Origin of the sequence: Vibrio sp. 1641 (assembly GCF_033339995.1) — a bacterium.
Classification (GTDB): domain Bacteria; phylum Pseudomonadota; class Gammaproteobacteria; order Enterobacterales; family Vibrionaceae; genus Vibrio; species Vibrio alginolyticus.
On record NZ_JAWOVP010000002.1, the window covers coordinates 427,571 to 443,804 of the forward strand.

A 16,234-nucleotide genomic window follows, 5' to 3' on the forward strand; every position below is an offset into this window, starting at 1 on the left:
GGATAACTAGATGCGACAAAGAATCGGTGTCGAGCACCTAAAGGCACCCATAACCAATCAAGAAGTCGAAGGCGCGTTAGCAAAAGCTGAGCGCGCTGTGAATGACCTTTCCCAGTTGCCAGTAACATGGCTGGATTTCTGTAATGAAAAGCTATCCATTGCTTCTGAAAGTATCGGGTTTTTAATCAGGCAGCGAGTTCAAATTCACAAAAGGGGTTATCCAAGTCGTGAGTTGGCGTATCTCAATCTGATCGAACGCCAAATTGAAGAACTGAAGCAGGTGTACTTGTCGTTTTATCGGCTAGCACCGGGGTTGATTCATCAGTTAAGAGGCCAGGAGCCAGAAATTTACAGCTGGCTGATGCTACAGGGGGAGTTGGGCTCAGAGTTGGATAACCTTTTGTGCGGATTGAGTTTACTCGAAGATATTGACGCTAAAACTGCAATGGTCATTGCCGTACAATCTCCGGTTGAATCTATGGATAGTACGCTTTCGGAGCTTATTGAGGGTAATGCGACATCCAGTGCGTTTTACTTTGAATGCTTACGTGTACGTCAAACATTAAGTGTTTCTCTCATCAAGCGCTGGCACAAAGCCAGCATCATTAGCTCTCAAGTTGCTTTGCCACTGCTCGCTTTACAAGACGTAAAAGAGGGGATTGATTGGCTTAATGACAATGCAGGCAGCGAACAATACCTATTTGAACGTTTGATTACCAAACGTGACAGAGGCACTTGGTTCCGTCAGAGCTTTGGCATCGAACCAAATAGATTACCATCAGCGCAAGTGCTCACTTATGCCAAGTTGCTTGAGTTAAAAGAGTTTGAGGCGTTTGATATCTCTTCTTCATTAGCACCTGTTGATTTTGCGCTGAGTGGCGATTGGAAACTGGTGCCCCAAATCATCGAGCACTTGGAAAGTCTGGAGGAAGCTGAAGGTGAAATTTGGCTTCAAGCCTTGTATGTCGTCTACGGAAAGCTTCTTCCTCTGAATCCGCAAGATGTTGGTGTCGAGTATGAATGGGAAGAGATCGTCGATCTGCTCAATGAGTGGGTGGAAGATGAAAAATATATCCAAAATCTACCAAGCCGCTTGGGTTACGCATTGAGCTTCGAGTCTACGTTAGCTGCGATGCAAGATTCTAACGTTGATGTGCTGTTCCGCTATTGGCTATGGCTTCAACTCTGTATTCAATCCAGAGCCTACGTGCCTTGGGATATGGCAATGCCGATTCATCAACAAGACTGGAACTTTAACAATTTAAAGGCCGCACCTTCTGCGAGCGAACGATTCAACTTAAGGAATAGCAATGCAGTTATGGGATATTGAGGCGCACCCTGAGCTATCACTTAAAGGTCGTTTTCAACGTGACGAAAACGGCGATGAAGTGTGGGTTGTGGTCGCCAAACGCACATGGCAATTCGATGGTGTGGTTTGGCACGAATTAGGTGAAAGTGAAATCTTCGATGATCCCCAATATTTGGGCGAAGAAGGCTTCTCTGCGATGAAAGTTGACCACGAGTTCGCGTATACCAAAGACAACACAGATGTACTTGTTTACGGCAAAGCGCGCAGTTACGCGAAAAAGCCAGTGACATACCAAGAGTGTCGCGTGTTGATTGATGGTCATATCGATAAGATTCTCGCTATTCACGGGGAACGCGTATGGGTTGAGCATGCTGGCAGTATCACGCTGAGCAATCCAGTCCCATTTATTGAAAAAGACATTGATTACACTTGCGCGGTAGGCGGTGATTTACGTAACCGAATAGGTGGTGGGGTTGCCGACTCCAACAAAGAATTGCTTGAACAGAAAGTACCCTCGATTTTTTATCCCCGAGAGGACTGGAGTGCCGCCGCGAAAAAGCTACGCGTTGCGGGGTTCGGGCCTGTGCCTCCGTTCTTTGAGTCGCGCCAGAAGCTGGCCGGCACGTTCGATGACGATTGGATTGAGAATCGCAAGCCAATGTTGCCACTCGATTTTGATAAGCGGTTCTTCCAAAGCGCGCCTATTGATCAACAGTGCAAAGGCTTCCTTCGTGGGGGGGAGCGTTTGATGATGAGTGGCTTTTGTCATGATGACACGCTTTCATTTCGAATTCCTAAAGAAAAATACCGTGCGATCGCGACGTTCAAAGATCAAAGTTATCAAGCTGATATGGCGATGTACACCTTATTCGTTGATGCGGAAAAGAAAACTATATCAATCAGTTACACCGCTGCGTTTCCTTGTCAGGGCAAGGAGCATTTGTTGGTGTCGACATCCATCACTAAGTTGGAAGAGGTAAGCGAGCATGCATAATTCAACAGGCCGTTACGTGCTAGGGATGGAAGTGATGACGCCAACCGGTATGAATTTAGATATTGCTAGTGCAGTTTCGTATGCTGATTTAGGAAGATTCGACCAATGTGTAGGGGATGATGGTATCGAGCGTTTTACTTACGCCAAAATCGAATACACCAAAGAAAGTGAGCAGTTTGAAAAAACGTGTGAGTTAATCACCCACTTGCTTGATTCATTATTAGCACAGTTACCACGTTCATTGAGACCAATACCTTTGCTTATAGCGGTGCCTGTGTCTGTTTCTCTAGTAAAGCTGCAAGAATGGCTTGGTGAAAGTAACTATGCTGAATTTCTCTCTGTGGTGAATGCTGTTCATGCCAGTGGGCCTAGTTTCGTTCTCCAGGCCATGAAATCATTGGATAAATATGATGCTATGATGTGTATCAGTGTCGATTCCTTGGTGAGTTCGATGCAAACACTCATCGACGATGCGATGGTAATGAGTACCAATAATCCATGGGGCGTTATTCCGAGCGAGGGTGGGGCGGGTTTAATTCTTTGTCGAAAAAACACCGTAGAAACATTGAAACTTAAGCCTCAAGCGCAGCTTGGCTACATTGATACGGAATTAAACACTTCAGACCGAAGAGGCATGTTTCGACTTGTTCAACGTGCGAGTAAAAAGCTCGATTCATTTGGTGAAGTGTATTCCGATATGACGAACCTGCGCATGCATTCGGAAGATTACGGCTTTGCTCTGGGGGCGAAAGCAGAACGATTCACGAACCCAGAACAACCGCAGCTTATCAATGAGTTGTGGGGCACGATGGGCAGTTGTTCTTCTCTCGCTTTAATTGCCTTTGCGGTCAGAGAGCACCACTTTAAGCAACCAACTACGTTGTTAATGTTCGACTTTCATGGTGACAAAGGAGTTCTCCAATTACTGCAATGTTAGTGGGCACTCATCGATCAAATAGCAATGAAAATATACTCATATTATTAGGTTGAAGTTTGTAACACGAAAAAGCGTATAACTCATGCAGTGAAAGCGTAAGTAAAAAAGTCTAATAAGTTAGTAATAATAACTAAAATAATAGGCTTACTGTTTGTTTTAAATACCAACCTTGATACAAGTACGTTCAAGAAAATATTATTCAACTCTAATAATATTTATTCTATGAAAGAGTACTAAGTGTCTAATAATCAGAGTACAGCCAAAGGATATATCGATCAGTTGGTTGTTAAAGCTATTGAGAAAAAGAAACTGAATGAGCAAAGGCTAGCAGAAAAAAATAAGCCGAAGCTTGAGTACGTGCTTTTTTCACAGTTTGATGTATTAGACAAGCTTCCTTCTAAAAATGGTAAGACAACGGTTTACCATCTTGCAAAAAAAGGGCAGCCAGAGAAGCAAATCTGTTGCAAAGTTATCAATGATGACTCGCCAGAATTTGCGAGCAAAATGTTGATTAACGAAGCGAGCAGGCTGGAGCTTTCTCAACACCCTAGCGTGGCTAACTTTGTAAAAATCGGCAACGAATTCGAACGCCCATATTTGATGTACGAGTGGATCCAAGGTGAATCACTGGCAGAAAAAATGGAGCGTCATTCTTCTAAAGGCTTCCGCCACGACCACATCGCTTGGTTGGTGTATCAACTCGCTGGCGCTCTAGAGTTTATGCATACAAGAGGTATCTGCCATCTTGATATTAAACCATCTAACGTATTAGTGAGTGAAGGCGATTACGTTAAGCTCATTGATTTCGGCGCTGCTCGTTACATTGGAGAGACAGAACCTTACGCAGAAGCAAGCTTGAGCTACGCTTCCCCTCTTTATATAGAAACTGGCATCGCGGAACCGCAAGATGATGTTTACTCTCTCGCTTTGCTCGCTGGACACCTATTTTTAGGATCAATATTTGGTGATGCTTGGAATAAGCAGTTAAAAGATCGAAAGCGTCCGGCTTTGATCCCGGCTCATATTTGGAAATTGCTGAAAGAAGTCATCAACAAACCAAGAGGGCATGGCTATACCGCTATTTCTTTTGCTCAACAGTTAGCGCGAATCGATACGCAATCAATTAGCTCAAATTCTAACGCACCAATTTTCAGTAGCTTGCGTAACGCGGACTTGCTGCTTACACACTGTAAGCCAAATGATAAAACGGCGTATGGTCGCTTTAAAATATTAGAGGCGAGCTTAGTGTTGAGTGTGCTGGCAACAGCAGGAAGTTATTTGTATCAACAGAATAAAGATCAATTGGATGCCATTTTTTCCCGAGGTGTCACTACTGTAACTCACGTTATTACGCCCTCTGAAACGGCTTCTTTTTTGGCTCAGCCTCCATGGAAAATCAAAGAAGAATTGTCTCAAGCTACTCAGAGTATTGATATGACAGTAGCTTATCGAACAGCATATCAAGCTCAGCAGTTAAGCCTCTCGAATTTATATGAAGAAAAACAGGCTCAGTTAACGTCGTATCAATCGTTAGCGGATGGCTTACCATTGGCATTAGTCGAATTACGTAAGGAGCTTGTCACCTTGCGAGAAACCCTTGTTCGTGACGGTGCCCTGTTTCCATATGCGGATGAGGCGTTGACTAAAGTGATGTCTGGATTAAATGTCGCGTCTATCGATTCCATGAAAGTATCTGCCATAGCTGGCAGTCGAGATAAGCAGATTGCTCGCTTAATTTTAGATGGTGAAGCTAAGCTCGCAGAAAATGAAATGAAAGAGGCATGGCTGTTAAACCAGTCACAAGCCTATTTCTACAACCAAATCTTACCAAAGACTGTGATGGAAAATATTAATGACTCCATCGATAAACATGCAGAGGCCCACTTTTACACCAAAGCAATTGAAGAAGCTGAATTAGCCAAAGCCTACTTCGGTAATACGCCAGAACTAGACAAAAAAATAAAGGATTTAATCGTCGCAAGAAGCGAATTTATTTTGTTTAGCACCGTGATGGAGCAATCCGTTTACGACAAACAAAAGCTACATGAATCCCTTGCCGATTTAGAACGGAATGCACCAAGCAAATTTACAGAAATCACGAAAATTCTAGATAGCATGGCGTCGGATGCAATTGAGCAGAGCCATCGATTATCTAAGCCAGCAAATGGCGCAATTGCGGTAGCGCGTGCGTTGAGAGATTACTTGACTGAAGGAGACGTGAATTTTGTCCAACATTGATATCGATCGTCTGCTTAATCCTATTTCTGATGAATCTCCAGTGGGTAATGATGCCCGTTACGAGTTTTGCTATGAAATGATGGAATCCGAAGTGAAGAAATTCGGTTCCTTGTTTGGCGAAACAGTAGATTGGAGCGTAGTAAAAACGCACGCGACTGAAGTTCTAGAGCACCACAGTAAAGACTTAAAAGCCATTTGTTACCTCGTTCGCGCGCTAACAGAAGAGTTTGGTCTGCAAGGCTTTGAACAAGGTCTAAAGCTGCTTAGTGAGGCGTTAAGTCGCTTTGGCGTTGAATTGTATCCTTCCCGAAAGCGGGGTCGAGATGGCGCGGTCGAATGGTTGAACCATCAGTTTAAACTGGTCAGCAGCAAGTTAGCGGAAAGTGCTCAGTCATGGGATTTGGTATCAAACTGCATTTCGACTATTGAAGAAGTGCAGCGCCAGTACGACGAGGTTTACCAAGACTCAGAAGCGGATTTCTTTGAGATTCGCACTCAACTCAATGTTTTATCTCAACAAGCGGCGGCTGATGAGCAGAGCGATGAAGCAGTCGTTAACGTCGAACAAGCGGCGCCTGCACCAGCTACGCAGCCTGCCGCCGCAGAAACGCCAGCGCAGAGTGAAGTGCAAACCGCACCGGTGAAGGCGGTTCCGCCGGCCCCTAAACCTGCGCCAGTTAAGAAAGCGGTAGCAAAAGAAGTCGATGTCGATACGGACTTCTCTTCGCCGACGGCTTCTAAGCGCACCTTGAAGAAGGTTGCGGAAGTCATGCTTCATGCGAACCCAAGTGATCCGCTGGCTTACCGGATTTATCGTCATCTGACTTGGGATGACATTGATGGTCTACCCGACCACCAAAATAATCAAACGCCTTTGAGCTTGGCAGTGTCGTCCGATCAACAAGCGGAATACCGAGATAAAGCTGAACAAGAAAGCGACATCGACACCATTAAGCGTTTGGAGCGCACATTAACGGATGCGCCGTTTTGGCTGACGGGCCATTACTTCGTGTATTCGATGCTTAATAACTTGGGCTTTGATGATGCAGCGCTTGCTGTGAAACAAGAAGTGACGCGTTTTGTTGAATCACTAGAGGGCATCGAGCACCTCTCATTTAAGAATTCTATACCATTTGCAGATGAAGCGACCTTGAGCTGGTTATCGACTCAAGATACTACTTCTTCGACTTCTCAACCCGTTGTTCAAACGGTTGTGATTTCGCAGGAAGACTCGCTGCCAGTGGAGGATATCACTCTAGAAAATCTAGGGGAATGTGCCGCAGAGCTTGCCCGCAAACTTGAGCTGGATAGCTCGGGACGTGGGCAGTTCATGCTGTATTTACAATTGATAGCAGCTTACCAGTCTGTTGGATTATACCCGTTGTGTTTGCCGTATCTTGAGAAGGGGTGGGAAGTACAAAAAGCGTTTAATCTCGCGAGCTGGGAACCCCACTTATCGTCACAGTTAGAAGACCTAATTCGAAAAACACTCCATCGGTTATTTGGAAGCAAGGATCTTCTACCTGAGAAGTATGAAGAGTGGAAAGCAATTTACGACTAATTAAAGAGTTAGATAAGGAACGAATTATGTCACGTGACGGCTCGGTGGCTCCTAAAGAGCGAATTAATATCCGTTATGTTCCAGCAACTGGCGATACGCAAGAAGACGTAGAGCTGCCGCTAAGCATGATGGTAGTTGGCGACTTTACTGCGCGTGCAGATGAGACACCAATTGAAGAACGTACTCCAATTAACATCGACAAAGACAACTTTAACGAAGTGCTAGAGGGCATGTCTCCAAACGTTAAAGTCAACGTTGAAAACCGTCTTTCTGATGAAGAAGGCGGCCAGATTGGAGTTGATCTGACGTTCCAAAATATGAAGGACTTCTCTCCTGAAGCGATCGCGAAAAGTGTACCTGAACTAAACAGCCTACTTGAGCTTCGCGAAGCCTTGGTTGCACTGAAAGGTCCTCTAGGAAATGTTCCTGCGTTCCGTAAGAAGATCGCATCGGTTCTTCAAGATGAAGAAGCGAGAAAGAAACTGTTGGATGAACTAAGCATTGGCAACGACCAAGACGCGAAAGAAGAGTAAGGGATATCATGTCTGCAGAAGCACAAGCGCCAGAACAAGAAGCAGCCTTAGTTGAATCAGGCTCACTTCTGGATAGCATTCTTAACGAAACACGTTTAAAGCCAAGTGATGAAGGTTTTGACGTTGCAAAACGCGGCGTAGAAGCATTCATCAGTGAGCTACTAAGCAGTTCGAACACAGAGAAAGTCGACCAATCTCTGGTTGATCTGATGATCTCTGAAATCGACCAAAAATTGTCTAAGCAAGTTGATGCAATTCTTCATAACGAAGAAGTTCAAGCGATTGAATCAACGTGGCGTGGCCTTAAGTACCTGGTTGATCACACTGACTTCCGCGAGAACATTCAAATCGAACTGATCTCTGCGAAGAAAGACGAAGTTCTTGATGACTTCGAAGACGCTCCAGAGGTGGTGAAGTCTGGCCTGTACAAGCAAATCTACACACGTGAATACGGCCAGTTCGGTGGTAAACCTGTTGGCGCCGTCATTTGTGATTACGCTATGTCTGCTTCGTCGCCTGACATCAAACTGATGGAATATATGGCGAACGTAGGTGCAATGTCTCACGCACCATTCATCACGTCTGCATCGGCTAAATTCTTTGGTCTAGACAGCTACGAAGAGCTGCCAAACCTAAAAGATCTTAAGTCTGTATTCGAAGGTCCACAGTACGCGAAATGGCGTGGTCTGCGTGAGCACGAAGATGCACGTTACCTAGGTCTATGTACGTCTCGCTTTATGCTTCGTACGCCTTACTCTGTTGAAGATAACCCAATCAAGGCGTTTGACTACGATGAGCAAGTGACAGACAGCCATGATAATTACCTATGGGGCAACTCAGCGTACGCGATGGCGTCTAAGATCAGTGAATCATTTGCTAAGTACCGTTGGTGTCCGAACATTATTGGCCCTCAAAGCGGTGGTACTGTACAAGATCTACCGGTTTACAACTTTGAAGCTATGGGGCAAATCGAGACTAAGATCCCAACCGAGATCCTGGTTTCTGACCGTCGTGAGTATGAGCTAGCAGAAGAAGGTTTCATTGCGCTAACCATGCGTAAAGGTTCTGACAACGCGGCGTTCTTCTCTGCAAACTCTGTTCAAAAACCAAAAGTGTTTGCGAACACGCCTGAAGGCAAACAAGCCGAGATGAACTACAAGCTAGGTACTCAGCTTCCTTACATGTTCATTATCAACCGTTTAGCGCACTACATAAAAGTGCTACAGCGTGAGCAAATTGGTTCTTGGAAAGAGCGTTCTGACCTAGAAATCGAATTGAACAAGTGGATTCGTCAATACGTTTCTGACCAAGAGAACCCGCCAGCGGAAGTTCGTGGTCGCCGCCCACTTCGCGCTGCGAAGGTTGAAGTATCAGACGTAGAAGGCGATCCAGGCTGGTACAAAGTATCGATGTCTGTACGTCCTCACTTCAAGTACATGGGCGCAAGCTTCGACTTGTCTCTAGTTGGTAAGCTAGACCAATAACCCATTACTGAAACCATCAAGCAGCCAGTGAAGACTGGCTGCTTTTTTCGTAGGATCGCATATGGAAAAAGGTTACCGTCTTTTAGAGCGGATCGAGCTAGGAGAACCAAAAAACTGCTACGAGAAAGTGGTGTCTCATAAGCATTTGATTGAATCCATTCACTCGCATCTCGCTGACTTGTTGAATACGCATTCCGGCAACGCAATGATCGACAATGAGTATGGTCTGCCAGATTTTAACGACGTACTTTCTAACAACACAAACCTCGTTCGCCATATTCAAAAAAACATCACGTCAACCATAGAACGCTTTGAGCCCCGACTGCTGAATGTCGAGGTTCATTACCGTGAAGACCACCATAATCCATTACAACTCGGCTTTGGTATTCGCGGCGAAGTTTCCCATAACGGCGGTAAAGTCCCAATGTCGATCGATGTCTACATGGGAACCGACGGCCAATTTAACGTTTAGTAGGTGCCACTTGAGTAACAGTAAATACTTTCAAGATGAACTCACGTATTTACGCGAGTCGGGTAGTGAGTTTGCCAAATATCATCCGAAGTTAACTCACTTTCTCTCTGAAGGAACTTTTGATCCAGATGTCGAACGATTGCTGGAGGGTTTTGCTTTTTTGACCGGACGCATCCGCGAAAAGATTGACGATGAACTTCCTGAGCTAACGCAATCTCTGATGACTTTGCTGTGGCCACATTACATGCGTTCGATTCCGTCTTTGTGTATTAGCGAACTAAAACCGCATACCGGAAGTGTTACTGAGAAAACCGTGGTGAAACGTGGTGCGGAAATGGCCAGCGAGCAGGTAGAAGGCACGCAGTGTTTGTTCCGTACTTGTTATGACGTCAATCTATACCCAATTACGATTACTAACATTGAACAAACTAACAGCCGCACCAGCTCGATGATTGATGTGACGTTATCGACGGAGCATGGCCTTGAGCTGTCTCGTATCGGTTTAGATACGTTGCGTTTGCACCTGCATGGTGAGATTCATATTACTCGCACTGTCTTCTTATGGCTGTTCCGTTATCTAGATTACGTCGAGTTGGATGTTGGTGGTGGCTACAAACATCGTTTAGGGCCAGAGTACGTTAAGCCAGTCGGGCATGAAGAGGACGAGGCGCTGCTGCCTTACAGCAAAAACTCCTTTGCAGGCTACCGTTTGCTGCAAGAATTCTTCTCTTTGCCAGATAAGTTCATGTTCTTCGACATTAAAGGCTTAGAGTGGCTAAAAGGCATTCCGCAACGCAGCACGGTCAAAATCAAATTCCACTTTAAGCGTGCTTTGCCTTCAGAAGTGGTACTTAAAGATAAACACTTAAGGTTGCACTGCACACCTGCGGTTAACTTGTTTGAAAAAGACGGCGATCCAATCCGTTTAGAGCATCGACGAAACGAGTACAAGGTGCGTCCACAAAGTAACACTCAAGAGCATTACGAGGTTTATTCCATTGAGCAAGTGGAGAGTTGGAGTAAGGACGAACGCCGTCGTAAACCATTAATCGAATTTGAGTCGTTTGAGCACCAAATCAACCAACGTGATAAGCGAGAGTTCTACAAATCCAAAGTAGGTGAGCGAGTAAGCGGAAGAGGGTTAGAGCGCTATATCTCATTCCATACTCACAATGGCGACATCGCGGATTTAGGGACTGAAACAGTATTGATGAAACTGCAATGCAGTAACGCGGACTTAGCGGAGCGCCTGTCAGTAGGGGACATCACGTACGCGACGCACAAGTCGCCAACGTATGCGACGTTTAAAAACATTACTAAGCCAACACAGTCAGTAAGTCCTCAAGTTAATGGTGAACTTCAATGGCAGTTGATTGCCAACATGTCGCTCAACTACTTGTCTTTGGCCAATATCGATGTGTTGAAAGTGTTGCTCTCGACTTACGACTTCCACTCTCGAGTCGATAGACAAGCCCACCGCGCGTCGATTCATCGACTTGATGGCATTATTTCTTCAGAGATGAAACCAATCGATCGCGTATTTCGTGGTGTATCTGTGCGTGGTAACCAATTCAAGCTCGTGACGGACTCTAAGTTCTTCGTAAATGAAGGCGATATGTTCCTTATGGCCACGGTATTGAATGAATTTATCCGTTTGTATTCGAGTGTGAACTCCTTTACCGAACTAGAGGTGTTCGATGAAGCGACGGGCGAGGTTTACAACTGGGCAAGCCTAATCGGGCAGCAGACAATACTATGATTAATACACTTTCTGATAAGTCGAATGAGTTTAGTTTCTACCAAGCGGTGTTGCTGTTAGAGAAACACTACCAGCTGGAGCCAAACTCAAACTTTGTTGCCGTGGGCGAGAACAAATACTTTCACCAAGAGCGAATTGAGTTCAGCGTGTCGCCAAACCTGTGCTTTCCAAAGAGTGATATGGACTTTATTACTCATATGGAAAGAAACGGACAGCAATATTCACGTATTGAGACGAACTTTCTTGGCTTGCATGGTTCAAGCTCGCCCCTACCTGCGTCTTACACTGAGAAACTCGTCGGTCGTGATCCCGATGATAACCCAGTGAAGGACTTCTTCGACTTTTTCCACAACCGCTATACAAGCTTACTGTATCGTGTTTGGAAGAAATACCGATATCACGTGCAGTACAAAAGCGGGGCAAGCGATGCGTTTTCTGGGCGCATACTGCATTTGGCTGGTCTTTCTAGCGTTATGCAAGATTGCGAAGTCGCGGAGTTAGATCGAGCGAAGGTTCTGTCTTACGTGAACCAGTTATCTACGCGTACACGTTCACCTAAGCTTATTTCCGGTATTGTTTCGCACTACTTTTCACTGCCGAATGTGCGAATCGAAGAATGGGTTTATAGACGCGTAGAAATCGCTGAAAGCCAGCGTAACAAACTCAATCGTTCCAATTGTGTATTGGGACAAAGCTTACACTTGGGACAAAGCATTGCGGATTTGAACGGCAAGTTTAACTTGTGTATCGACAACATTGATTTTGAAACGTTTAAGCAGTTTTCCTACGATGGTGAGTTACATAAGACGCTGGTGGGCTTGATGCGCTTTATTCTGCGTGACCCAATGTCGTGGGACCTAAAGTTGACAGTTAACCTAGACAGTATTCCAGAAAACAAACTGGGTAATGGAGAAGGGAACCAACTAGGTCAAACGTTCTGGCTTGGCAACCCAGGTGATAAAGACGCCAAAATTCGACTTATCGGAAGCATATAAGAAAGCCGCTCAACGAGCGGCCCTTTATGTTTTCCTCAAAGAGGTCAGAAAAGCTTAACGACTGATCGGCTGATGCAGTACAACGGTAGTATCAAGCCTTTGAATGCCGTTAAATGATTCAATTTCATTACAAAGATGATGAATAGACTGCAGGTCGGGCGCTTCAATTAGAGCAATAATATCAAAGTTGCCACCAACAACGCTCGTTAAGCGAACCTCAGGGATTTCTTTAAGTGCATTCGTTACATCATTCTTCTTACCCTTTTCACAAGAGATCAGTAGATAACTAGCGGCTTTTCGCCCTTCATTTTCTACACGAATCTGTGCGGTATAGCCTTTGATAATACCGGTCTTTTCTAAACGATTAATTCTTTCTGCTACTGCTGTTCGAGACAAACCAATGTTTCGGGATAGATTCGCAATCGACTCTCGCCCATTCGACAATAGACTTGAAAGTATTTTTCGATCTAATTTATCTAAACCTTGTAAAGTCATGTTTGAAATCATGTGTTCTGCCTATTTTGTTTTTATATTGTTATTAAATCGACTCAGGGAGCGTAAAGTTATACAGCTCAGCAAGAGTGAATGGGTTTTTCTGTGTCAACGGAGTGATGCGTAAGCTCAAGTCCCTCCCTGACACTTTTATGTCACTGACAAAGCTGCCGTTATGAGTGTTTGTCAAGGTCGAGTCACCTAGCAATCTGTATATCGCCCATTGACCACTCTTATTTAAAACGTGCTGTCTGCCTTCATCGGTTACATCCTGGAGTGTGATACTAATATTGAAGTCATCATTTTGCGGTGGCCATGCCATTTCACGAATGCGGCTTGGACCGTGGTAGTAACTTATATTGGTATCTGCAATTTTTAAGCTCGCTCTAATCGCACTAGAATCAAGATCGAGTACTCTTGCACTAAACGGAATATGAACGCGGTTAGTGCTTTTATTAATTAATGTGTCTCGAATAACGTTATAGTTACGCAGTTGCACTAACAGAGCCGGAGAGATTGGCATCGTCTCGCCATCCACCTGTTTTGGCGTCCACAAATTGGTATCGTAGAACGGTGCAAAATTTTTCTGAATAAATGTGTCTAACAAGCCACCTGAAGCAAACAGTAATTCAAAATCTTCAATTGAGATTTCCTCGGTCGCTGTTAGATCAAATGGGTATCGTCCTAGCCCTATCTCTTTAAACTTGGTGTAAATCTCGCTGTACCATTGGGTTTGAATGCCTTTAGCGGACTCTTTAATCATGACTGACCAGCTTTGTTGAACCACATCTAACAACCAGCTACGAACGGGTTCCGGTGATTTTTGGGCAATCTGTTTAAGTTTTATTAATGGGTCAGCTTCACTGCTGTTCATTCGATGCTGAGCTGCCGCTAGCGCCGCCATTTGCGGGTCAGGTGCATCAGCAATGTCTTTCATATACGTGCGAACACGGCTTAGCGCTGTTACGGTCTCATCCCAAGGAGTAGGGGAGTTTGGTGTTTCACTGACCTGAAGTTGGTTTAATAAGTGAAAAGCTTGTTCAACACGTTTCATCAACAAGTAATCAGGCTTAACTACTTCCTCTACTACGTCTGATGCGGAGTCTGCCGCTGCCACGAGTTTCGGGTCTAGCTTTGAAATCAGAGCATTTTTTTCACCAACGGGTGAAAATTGTGTGTTGGCATAGACCTGCTTCAGTACGGTTGTCATTGGTGAAGAAGGGCCCGAGATTAAGTCTATCGCGTTCGTTAGATCGCCGACATTGTCATAGTTCTGGACTTTTAGTTCACTCAGCGCATTGCGCCAATTACTGATGTAGTCGTCAGTATATTTTTTACGTACTTCCTCTTTGAAGGCTTCTTGTTCTTCACTAGTAGGAATAACGTGTTGTGACAGACCTAAAACCCAGTTGTCACTGATGACTTGTTGTGACATTAGGTCCACGCGTGGTCGATAAAAAGTGCTAAAACCAGTGGAGGTATAGATCTTATCTACGATCAAGCGTTCACTATCGATTGGTGTGTTGAATACATTGCTAAACTCAAAACCCACAGCTCGTTGCAGATCTAGGGTTCCTAAATCAATCGAATTTGCTTCGTTTAAAATGCCTGCATAAACGAGATCAACATTCGAATTTGCTAGCAATGAGCGACGTGTTGCGCGAACAAGATCCATATTGATATCAATTGGATCAAACTGTGTGCGAAAGTAAGCGTCCAAATAACGCATCGCCTGATTGACGACGTCACTTTGGTTGCTCAAATCGTTCATCATTTGGAGAGTTTGATGACGCAAAAAACGGATATCACGCTTTGTTGGATCGTTTAGCATTAGATACCCCTTCAATAGAGGTAAAGCGCGTGTAAAAGTGTTTTGATTTTGTGTCAGTTGTAGACGGTAACCTTTCTCAATGAGAGGTATCAACTGTTGAGCAACGTCCTTAAGTAATGCTTCGTAAGCGATGCGAGTGCTTTGATCCAAGCGGCTAATGTTGAGTGGTAATATCTCTTCATCCAAAGCCTTAGAACCTTTAAGCCACGCCCCATAAGAAGGCTCTATTGCTTTCGTCGCCTTCGCTAAAAGCTCATCGAATCTTGCATCTTGCTCCACTTGTGATTTGTCATCGATACTCAAGAGTTGATTCATCACATGTAAGTTACTGTCTAATGTCGTGAAAAAGAAGTAACTGCCCCCAGTAAGCAGGATAATAGAGCCGAGTATTGCCAAACGGCTTTGTCTCTGAATTAGACGAAGATACGTCTTGTTTTCGCCCGCAAAGTCGCTTTCCGGCAATATTTGTGAATCAATCAGAAAGCGAGAGAAATAAGGCGTTTCTGTTAACTGAGTATGCTCTGACGCGATAATAGGTAAGTTGAAGTAATTACTACAACTTTTTGCAAGTAAATTGTACTTGCGACCGCCTTGCAGACTCGAACTAAAGAAAATCTCACGGATGTCTAGTGAATAGACACCGTTGTTAACATCACATAGACGCTCAAGCACATAGCTGACCTCAGACTGACATAGCTCAAACTGCTTAGGGAAAGCGAGTATTGCTTGTTTCTCATCAATGTCCGTTGAATTAGCGGATGCATCTAGCGCATTACTTTCAAGCACTCTCACTAGATTTCGATAGCTATCGCGGTAGTACTCTGCAAATACACCTTTGGCTTCTTTTAGTGGGATAGAGAGGAACTCAACACGTGTCTTGAGAGAGCTAAAGTGCATGTATTCTTTAAAGCCATCTAACTTGTCTAGCTTTGACATAATCAAATAGATTGGCAATGCTGAAGACGTTTTAGAGTTGATGGTACTCAAGCGCGCCAATAACGACGAAATGGTGTACTCTTTTTGCTCTGGCTCAGAGACGATCATGAACTCGAAATCGGTGAAGAATAGACACCCAGAAAATGGCTTTCGAGGTCGATGATGAATAACTTCTTCAATGAACGTATTCCATAAAGAAGCATCACTGCTTGATACTTCCTGGAACACTAAGCGTTGGTCTGGTTTGATGTATACAGCGCTGTCAGATTCGTACCATTCAAAAAAGTCATTCTTAGCGGTTCTAGTGCGATCCATCGGTTTGATTGCACTAGAATTAAATAAAAATTGACGTCGCCCTGACCCTTTATTACCAAGCATCAGGTAAATTGGTTTCTTGCCTGAGTTAGCAAGAAGAGGCTGGATAACCATAGAAAGTGCTTCTTCCTCGGTTTCCAAATGTTGAGCTTTAGCGTTGTTCTTTTTCTTCAACCATAATGTGAATTGAAAAGTGACGTAAACAATGGCGATAGCACCAAGGGTCAGCCAAAGATAAAGTTGATCGATTTCGTCAAGAAAAAGCAGATAAATAGTGGTGATAATTACAGCCACTAAAAACATCAATATAGTAGAAATCACCACTGGATTTCTAAACAGTTTTTGTTTGAACATAAGCCTAAAACTTCTTTAATTGTA

The 16,234-nt window shown here is 44.3% G+C and carries 12 protein-coding genes; 10 read left to right on the forward strand and 2 right to left on the reverse strand.

Annotated features, from left to right (window positions below; all coding sequences use genetic code 11):
• Window positions 1–10: 10 nt before the first annotated feature.
• The 10 genes from R7Z47_RS05910 to tssG all read left to right on the forward strand — a co-directional run bounded on the left by R7Z47_RS05910 (window position 11) and on the right by tssG (window position 12,282).
• Window positions 11–1,330, forward strand: coding sequence for a hypothetical protein (locus R7Z47_RS05910; RefSeq protein WP_238844320.1), 1,320 nt, complete (start codon window positions 11–13; stop codon window positions 1,328–1,330).
• Window positions 1,311–2,303 carry a DUF2169 domain-containing protein gene (locus tag R7Z47_RS05915; RefSeq protein WP_017633760.1) on the forward strand — a complete coding sequence of 331 codons (993 nt, stop codon included), beginning with the start codon at window positions 1,311–1,313 and terminating at the stop codon, window positions 2,301–2,303. Before R7Z47_RS05910 ends, R7Z47_RS05915 begins: the two co-directional genes overlap by 20 nt.
• On the forward strand, window positions 2,296–3,240 hold the full coding sequence (locus R7Z47_RS05920; RefSeq protein ID WP_064369337.1) for a hypothetical protein: 945 nt from the start codon (window positions 2,296–2,298) through the stop codon (window positions 3,238–3,240). The genes R7Z47_RS05915 and R7Z47_RS05920 overlap by 8 nt, the downstream gene beginning before the upstream one ends.
• 237 nt (window positions 3,241–3,477) lie before the next feature.
• Window positions 3,478–5,478 (forward strand): serine/threonine protein kinase, encoded by a 2,001-nt coding sequence (locus R7Z47_RS05925; protein ID WP_262607093.1) that lies wholly within the window; start codon window positions 3,478–3,480, stop codon window positions 5,476–5,478.
• Window positions 5,465–7,039: a type VI secretion system protein TssA gene (gene tssA, locus R7Z47_RS05930; RefSeq protein WP_262607092.1), complete on the forward strand. Its 1,575-nt coding sequence runs from the start codon at window positions 5,465–5,467 to the stop codon at window positions 7,037–7,039. Before R7Z47_RS05925 ends, tssA begins: the two co-directional genes overlap by 14 nt.
• Window positions 7,040–7,065: 26 nt before the next feature.
• A complete protein-coding gene (tssB, locus tag R7Z47_RS05935; RefSeq protein ID WP_005373381.1) occupies window positions 7,066–7,572 on the forward strand; it encodes a type VI secretion system contractile sheath small subunit in 507 nt (168 codons plus the stop codon).
• Between the two features lie 8 nt (window positions 7,573–7,580).
• On the forward strand, window positions 7,581–9,056 hold the full coding sequence (gene tssC / locus R7Z47_RS05940; protein ID WP_005373378.1) for a type VI secretion system contractile sheath large subunit: 1,476 nt from the start codon (window positions 7,581–7,583) through the stop codon (window positions 9,054–9,056).
• 61 nt (window positions 9,057–9,117) lie between these two features.
• On the forward strand, window positions 9,118–9,528 hold the full coding sequence (gene tssE / locus R7Z47_RS05945) for a type VI secretion system baseplate subunit TssE (RefSeq protein WP_005373376.1): 411 nt from the start codon (window positions 9,118–9,120) through the stop codon (window positions 9,526–9,528).
• A 10-nt stretch (window positions 9,529–9,538) separates the two neighbouring features.
• Window positions 9,539–11,287, forward strand: coding sequence for a type VI secretion system baseplate subunit TssF (gene tssF, locus R7Z47_RS05950; RefSeq protein ID WP_017633756.1), 1,749 nt, complete (start codon window positions 9,539–9,541; stop codon window positions 11,285–11,287).
• The gene (gene tssG, locus R7Z47_RS05955; RefSeq protein WP_005373373.1) at window positions 11,284–12,282 is read left to right on the forward strand and encodes a type VI secretion system baseplate subunit TssG; all 999 of its coding nucleotides are present in this window, start codon (window positions 11,284–11,286) and stop codon (window positions 12,280–12,282) included. The genes tssF and tssG overlap by 4 nt, the downstream gene beginning before the upstream one ends.
• Window positions 12,283–12,336: 54 nt before the next feature.
• On the opposite strand, the gene R7Z47_RS05960 is transcribed toward tssG, so the two are convergent.
• Window positions 12,337–12,789, reverse strand: a complete 453-nt coding sequence (locus R7Z47_RS05960; RefSeq protein ID WP_005373369.1) for an Lrp/AsnC family transcriptional regulator — start codon at window positions 12,787–12,789, stop codon at window positions 12,337–12,339.
• 31 nt (window positions 12,790–12,820) lie between these two features.
• The gene (gene tssM / locus R7Z47_RS05965; protein WP_318129891.1) at window positions 12,821–16,210 is read right to left on the reverse strand and encodes a type VI secretion system membrane subunit TssM; all 3,390 of its coding nucleotides are present in this window, start codon (window positions 16,208–16,210) and stop codon (window positions 12,821–12,823) included.
• Window positions 16,211–16,234 lie beyond the last annotated feature (24 nt).

Coding starts and splice junctions, on each gene's coding strand:
- R7Z47_RS05910 (WP_238844320.1), top strand. CDS start 11: ATGCGACAAAGAATCGGTGTCGAGCACCTAAAGGCACCCATAACCAAT.
- R7Z47_RS05915 (WP_017633760.1), top strand. CDS start 1,311: ATGCAGTTATGGGATATTGAGGCGCACCCTGAGCTATCACTTAAAGGT.
- R7Z47_RS05920 (WP_064369337.1), top strand. CDS start 2,296: ATGCATAATTCAACAGGCCGTTACGTGCTAGGGATGGAAGTGATGACG.
- tssB (WP_005373381.1), top strand. CDS start 7,066: ATGTCACGTGACGGCTCGGTGGCTCCTAAAGAGCGAATTAATATCCGT.
- tssC (WP_005373378.1), top strand. CDS start 7,581: ATGTCTGCAGAAGCACAAGCGCCAGAACAAGAAGCAGCCTTAGTTGAA.
- tssE (WP_005373376.1), top strand. CDS start 9,118: ATGGAAAAAGGTTACCGTCTTTTAGAGCGGATCGAGCTAGGAGAACCA.
- tssG (WP_005373373.1), top strand. CDS start 11,284: ATGATTAATACACTTTCTGATAAGTCGAATGAGTTTAGTTTCTACCAA.
- R7Z47_RS05960 (WP_005373369.1), bottom strand. CDS start 12,789: ATGATTTCAAACATGACTTTACAAGGTTTAGATAAATTAGATCGAAAA.
- tssM (WP_318129891.1), bottom strand. CDS start 16,210: ATGTTCAAACAAAAACTGTTTAGAAATCCAGTGGTGATTTCTACTATA.